Genomic DNA, 5,185 nt, shown 5'->3' on the forward strand with positions numbered 1-5,185 from the left:
AGCCGGGCCGGTCGGCGCCGTGGACGGTCCGGTCAGAGCCCGGCCGGTCGAGGGCGGCGCGGTCAGGTGAGCGCGACGCCCACGCTGTTGGCCGTCAGGGCGGCCACGGCCAGCGTGGTCCGCAGGAGGTGGAAGGCCCGCCAGCGCGGCCGCGGATCGGCCCAGTCGGCCGGGACGGCCTCAGGGTCCATCTGCTTCAGCACCCGGTTGATCGGCACGTTGCACAGGTGCGAGACGCCCGCGACCCCCAGCATCAGCACGAACGTGACGCCGAACAGCGCCCGCGCGACGGGCGGCCCCGGCAGCAGCGCCAGGGCCAGGTCGCCGGCCGCCGTGCCCAGCACCAGGATCGGCATGACCGGGTCCCAGTTACGCCCGAGCAGGCCCGTCGTGTAGAGGTAGCGGTCGGCGGGCATCGCCATCAGCGCCGGCACCACGCTCAGCGCCACGGCGAACAGCACCCCCGCCACCATCCCGCTGCCCACCAGCACCGTCACGGCCAGAGGGGAGATCAGCATCGGTCATCACACTCCTTCGCCCACCAGTACGTCCAGCTCCTCCATCGCCGCCTTCCAGCCTGCGAGCGTCCCGTCGGCGGATGCGGGCAGCGGCGCCAGCACGGTGCTGCGGCCCGAGCGCACGGCCGCGTGCCGGCGCGCCGGCATCGACAGGCTCCGCCCGGGACCGGCCTCCACCAGCGTGTGGTCGCCGCCGGCCAGCAGCCCGTCGAGCGCCGCCCAGAACAGCACGGGCCGGGCGAGCTGCCCGGCCCAGAAGCCGGGGGAGAGCGCCTGGGCCCGGGTCACGGGCAGGCCCGTCGCGGTGGACCTGATCGGCACCCGAGGCGGCGCCAGCGGCACCCCGGCGAACCCTTCGGCGAACCGCTCCGCCGCGCCCAGCACCGCCGGGCAGTGGAAGGCCTGACGCGACGGCACCCGCCGCGTCGTCACGCCGCCTTCCGCCAGCTCGCCCGCCAGCTCCGACAACCACGGCTCCGGCCCGGCCACGACGGTGTGACGGGGCCCGTTGACCGCGGCCACGGCCACGCCCGCCGCCCGGTACCGCGGGCCGATCCTGGCCTCCAGGTCGTCGGCGGCCACGCCGGCGCCGAGCATGCCGCCGGCGCCGGTCGCCGCCATCGCCCGGCTGCGCGCCGCCATCAGCCGCGCCGCGCCCGCCAGGTCGAACACCCCGGCCAGGCAGGCCGCCGCCAGCTCCCCGACGCTGTGGCCGAGCAGCGCGGCCGGTCTCACCCCGCGGGCCAGCAGCGCCGTGCCGAGGGCGTACCCGATGGCGAACAGCAGCGGCTGGGCGCGCGAGGCGTCGTCGAGGGGGACCCGGGGGTCGTCGCCGAGCCAGTCGGCGCGCAACCGGCCCCCCTCCTCTCCCATGAGAGCGAAGAACTCGTCCATGGCGGCGGTGAACTCCGGTTCGGCGCCGTACAGTTCCACCGCCATGCCGGGGTGCTGCGCCCCCTGGCCGGGGAACAGCAGCACCACCGGGCGACTCGGCTCGGGCATGTGCGCCTCTCAGTAGTCGAGGGTGACGTCATATTCGGTGAACCACCTGGTCAGCCAGAGCGCCATCTCCAGGCTGCCCCGGTCGTAGGGCCGGCTGACGTGGCCGGCCGGGCGCCGGACCGCCTGCTTGACGCGGTCCGGGTCGAGCAGCCCGGCCACCGGGCGCTCGCCGCCCGCGGTCAGCTCGCCGAGCTCGTCGCGCAGGGCCTGCTCGTACGCGGGATCCTGCGTCGCCGGGTACGGCGTCTTCACCCGGTCCCGTACGACCTCCGGCAGCAGGTCGCCGACGGCCGCCCGCAGCAGGCTCTTCTCCCTGCCGTCGAACGCCCGCATCTCCCACGGCACGTTGAAGACGTACTCGACCAGGCGGTGGTCCAGGAAGGGCACCCGCACCTCCAGGGCGTTGGCCATGCTCATGCGGTCCTTGCGGTCCAGCAGCGTCTGCAGGAACCGGGTGAGGTTGAGGTAGGTCACCTCCCGCATGCGCCGTTCCAGCCGGTCCTCGCCCGGCAGCACGGGCACCTCGGCCAGCGCCTCGTGGTAGCGGGCCAGCCGGTGCTGCTGGATGTCGAGCTTCTCCTTCAGCTCGTCGGCCAGCAGCGACAGCCCGCCGAAATACCGCGCCGAGCCCGGCGTGAGCCAGGGGAAGGTGTCGGCGTGCACGGCCGCCGGGTTGGAGAACCAGCGGTAGCCGCCGAACAGCTCGTCGGCGCCCTCGCCTGACAGTGCGACCGTGGAGCGCTCGCGCACCGCGCGGCAGAGCAGGTACAACGACGGCCACATGTCGCCCCAGAACGCGGGCGGCTGGTCGTTGGCCCGCAGCACCGCCGCCCGCACCGGCTCGGCCACCAGCTCGTCGCTGTTCAGCCGCACCTCGCTGTGCTCCGCTCCGACGTGCGCCGCCAGCGCGCGGGCGAACGGGGCGTCGGGCGCGCCGCGTACCGCGTCCGCCTGGAACGTGTCCTCGGCGCCGGAGAAGGCGACCGAGAACGACCGCACGGGGCCTCGCCCCGAAGCCGCCAGCCGGTCGGCGGCCAGCGCCGTCAGCGCGGACGAGTCGAGGCCGCCCGACAGCAGCGTGCAGACGGGCACGTCGGCCTGGAGCTGCCGGCCGACGATGTCCTCCAGCAGCCCGCGCACCGTGGTGACCGTGGTGTCGAGGTCGTCGGTGTGCTCGCGGGCCTCGATCGACCAGTAGCGGTGCTTGGTCAGGCCGCTCCTGCGCAGGCGTACCAGGTGGCCGGGGCGGACTTCGTACATGCCGGACAGGACCGCCCGCTCGGGCGTCTTGACCATGTCGAAGACCTCGCGCAGGCCGTCGAGCCCGACGCGCCGCGGCACCTCGGGGTGGGCGAGCACGGCCTTGGGCTCCGAGCCGAACAGCAGCCCGGAGCGGGTCGGATGGTAGTAGAGGGGTTTGACGCCCATCCGGTCGCGCAGCAGGACCAGCTCCTGCGTGCGAACGTCCCACACGGCCAGGGCGAACATGCCGTTCAGCCGCTGCGCGAAGCCGGCGCCCCACCGCAGGTAGGCCTGGAGCACCACCTCGGTGTCGCTGCTCGTGCGGAACCGGTGGCCGTACGAGGCCAGCTCGGCGCGCAGCTCCCGGTAGTTGTAGATCTCCCCGCAGAACGTCACCGCCGCCAGGGTCCTGCCGTCCTCCTCGGCCGACATGGGCTGGTGGCCGCCGGCCAGGTCGATGACCGACAGGCGGCGGTGCCCGAGCAGGGCGTGGCGGTCCTGCCACAGGCCCTCGTCGTCGGGGCCTCTGCGGCTCATCGTGGCCGTCATCGCCCTGGCCGTCGCCGTGTGGCGGGTCAGGTCACGCGAGAAGTCCACCCAGCCGGCGATTCCGCACATGCGTGCTCCTCAGGACGTGCCCGCCAGGGCCTGGTTGACCGTCTTGAGCAGGTCCGCGGGCGTCTTGGCGCCGCCGACCTCCTCCTCCGAGATCTCGAGCGCGTACTCCCGCTCGATGGCGCTGACCGTGTTGAACAGAGCCAGCGAGTCGTAGCCGAGGGCTTCGAAGGTCGTGTCGAGGATGTCGCCGTCCAGCTGGACCGTCTCGTCCTCGCCGGCGCTCTCGCGGAGCAGCCGCACCAGCGTGCCGATAGTGATCTCCCGCATCTTCGCCCCTTGTCTCACGGAGAGCTGTCTGTGGCGAGCACTGTCGTACGGCGCGCTCGACGGACGTTGGACGGCGGCTCGACGGGCCGCGCGCCCGCGCTCCAGCCGGGCTCGAGCGAGACCACAGACGGCGCGGTCACGGTCGGCACCATGAGGTTGCCCTTAGGCGAATGGCTGCGCGCCTACGCCCGCGCCTGGGCGGAGCATCCGCCCCTGATCTTCTACCAGCCCCACATCTGGGACGACCGCCCCGACCCGGACGATGACCGGACCGACACGGTGAACCGGTGAACGTCGCCGCGAAGGAGACGCCATGACGACAGAAGCACCACCCCCGAGCTTCCCGTTCACCGCCGCCGACCCGCTGGAGCCGCCTGGGGAGTACGTGCGGATGCGCGCGGACGGCGCCCCCACCCGCATCACCCTCCCGTCGGGCGACCCGGCCTGGCTGGCGACGCGGTACGAGGACGTGCGCGTCGTGCTCGCCGACCCGCGCTTCAGCCGGGAGGCGATCACCGCGCCCGGCGCGCCCAAGGTGTTCCCGATCGCCAGGGGCGCCAAGTCCATCATCGTGATGGACCCGCCGGAGCACAGCAGGCTGCGCCGCCTGGTGTCGTACGCGTTCTCCGTGCGGCGCATGGAGCAGCTGCGCCCGCGCGTGGAGGACATCGCCCAGGGGCTGGTGACGGCGATGGAGAAGGCGGGACCGCCCGCCGACCTCGTGGCCGGCGTCACCCAGCCGCTGCCCATCATGGTCATCTGCGAGATGCTCGGCGTGCCGTACGAGGAGGTGGACCAGTTCAGGACGTGGACCGACCTCATGCTCAGCTTCGACGCCGGCCGTCGCGACGAGGTCATCGAGGCCCGCGACCGGCTCAACGCCTACCTGGCCGAGCTCATCGCCGCCAAGCGCACCCGGCCGACCGACGACCTGCTCATGGTGCTGATCAACGCCAGGGACGAGGGCGACCGGCTGTCGGAGGAGGAGCTGGTGGCGTTCGCGTTCACGCTGCTCGGCGCCGGCTACCACGCCACCACCGCCGCGATGACGCACGTGATGCTGCGGCTGCTGCGCCATCCCGAGCAGATGCGGGCGCTGCGCGACAAGCCCGAGCTGCTGCCGGAGGCGGGCGAGGAGCTCCTGCGGTTGTCGCAGGCCGGCGGCGGGGTGGGCGCGCTGCGCATCGCCACCCAGGACGTCGAGTTGGGCGGCGTCCTCATCAGGGCGGGTGACGCGGTGCTGCCGTCCACGACGGCCGCCAACCGCGACCCGGGGGTCTTCTCCGACCCCGACGCCTACGACCCGGCGCGGGAGCACAACCACCACATCACCTTCGGCCACGGCATCCACTACTGCCTGGGCGCGCAGCTCAGCAGGATCGAGCTGCGGATCGTGCTGGAGACGGTGCTGGGCCGCTTCCCCGGTCTGCGGCCGGCGGTGCCCGAGGAGGAGCTGGAGTGGCGTACGGGCACGTCGTTCGCCCGGCCGGAGCGGCTGCCGGTCACCTGGTAGGGAACCCTGGCAACACGGCGGGGGC

6 protein-coding genes are annotated in these 5,185 nt (G+C 73.4%); 2 read left to right on the forward strand and 4 right to left on the reverse strand.

Annotated elements, in window-relative coordinates; genetic code table 11:
* Positions 1-62: 62 nt before the first annotated feature.
* Genes ACTWPV_RS49435 through ACTWPV_RS49450 form a run of 4 tightly spaced genes read right to left on the reverse strand, consistent with a single transcriptional unit; the run spans position 63 to position 3,647 of the window.
* Positions 63-518: an anthrone oxygenase family protein gene (locus ACTWPV_RS49435; protein ID WP_443157188.1), complete on the reverse strand. Its 456-nt coding sequence runs from the start codon at positions 516-518 to the stop codon at positions 63-65.
* A gap of 6 nt (positions 519-524) precedes the next feature.
* Positions 525-1,520, reverse strand: coding sequence for an acyltransferase domain-containing protein (locus ACTWPV_RS49440; RefSeq protein ID WP_443157189.1), 996 nt, complete (start codon positions 1,518-1,520; stop codon positions 525-527).
* Positions 1,521-1,529: 9 nt separating this feature from the next.
* Positions 1,530-3,380: an asparagine synthase (glutamine-hydrolyzing) gene (gene asnB, locus ACTWPV_RS49445; RefSeq protein ID WP_443157190.1), complete on the reverse strand. Its 1,851-nt coding sequence runs from the start codon at positions 3,378-3,380 to the stop codon at positions 1,530-1,532.
* Positions 3,381-3,389: 9 nt separating this feature from the next.
* Positions 3,390-3,647: an acyl carrier protein gene (locus ACTWPV_RS49450; protein WP_347648823.1), complete on the reverse strand. Its 258-nt coding sequence runs from the start codon at positions 3,645-3,647 to the stop codon at positions 3,390-3,392.
* Positions 3,648-3,797: 150 nt separating this feature from the next.
* Here ACTWPV_RS49450 and ACTWPV_RS49455 point away from each other — a divergent pair, with 150 nt between their 5' ends.
* Both ACTWPV_RS49455 and ACTWPV_RS49460 read left to right on the forward strand, forming a co-directional pair.
* Positions 3,798-3,938, forward strand: coding sequence for a hypothetical protein (locus ACTWPV_RS49455; protein ID WP_347648824.1), 141 nt, complete (start codon positions 3,798-3,800; stop codon positions 3,936-3,938).
* A gap of 22 nt (positions 3,939-3,960) precedes the next feature.
* On the forward strand, positions 3,961-5,160 hold the full coding sequence (locus ACTWPV_RS49460) for a cytochrome P450 (RefSeq protein ID WP_443157191.1): 1,200 nt from the start codon (positions 3,961-3,963) through the stop codon (positions 5,158-5,160).
* Positions 5,161-5,185 lie beyond the last annotated feature (25 nt).

It is taken from the genome of Nonomuraea sp. KM88, from assembly GCF_052245635.1.
Taxonomy (GTDB): Bacteria; Actinomycetota; Actinomycetes; order Streptosporangiales; family Streptosporangiaceae; genus Nonomuraea.

Excerpts from the sequence above, each read along its gene's own strand:
- ACTWPV_RS49435 (WP_443157188.1), bottom strand. The coding sequence starts at position 518 with ATGCTGATCTCCCCTCTGGCCGTGACGGTGCTGGTGGGCAGCGGGATG.
- ACTWPV_RS49440 (WP_443157189.1), bottom strand. The coding sequence starts at position 1,520 with ATGCCCGAGCCGAGTCGCCCGGTGGTGCTGCTGTTCCCCGGCCAGGGG.
- asnB (WP_443157190.1), bottom strand. The coding sequence starts at position 3,380 with ATGTGCGGAATCGCCGGCTGGGTGGACTTCTCGCGTGACCTGACCCGC.
- ACTWPV_RS49450 (WP_347648823.1), bottom strand. The coding sequence starts at position 3,647 with ATGCGGGAGATCACTATCGGCACGCTGGTGCGGCTGCTCCGCGAGAGC.
- ACTWPV_RS49455 (WP_347648824.1), top strand. The coding sequence starts at position 3,798 with ATGAGGTTGCCCTTAGGCGAATGGCTGCGCGCCTACGCCCGCGCCTGG.
- ACTWPV_RS49460 (WP_443157191.1), top strand. The coding sequence starts at position 3,961 with ATGACGACAGAAGCACCACCCCCGAGCTTCCCGTTCACCGCCGCCGAC.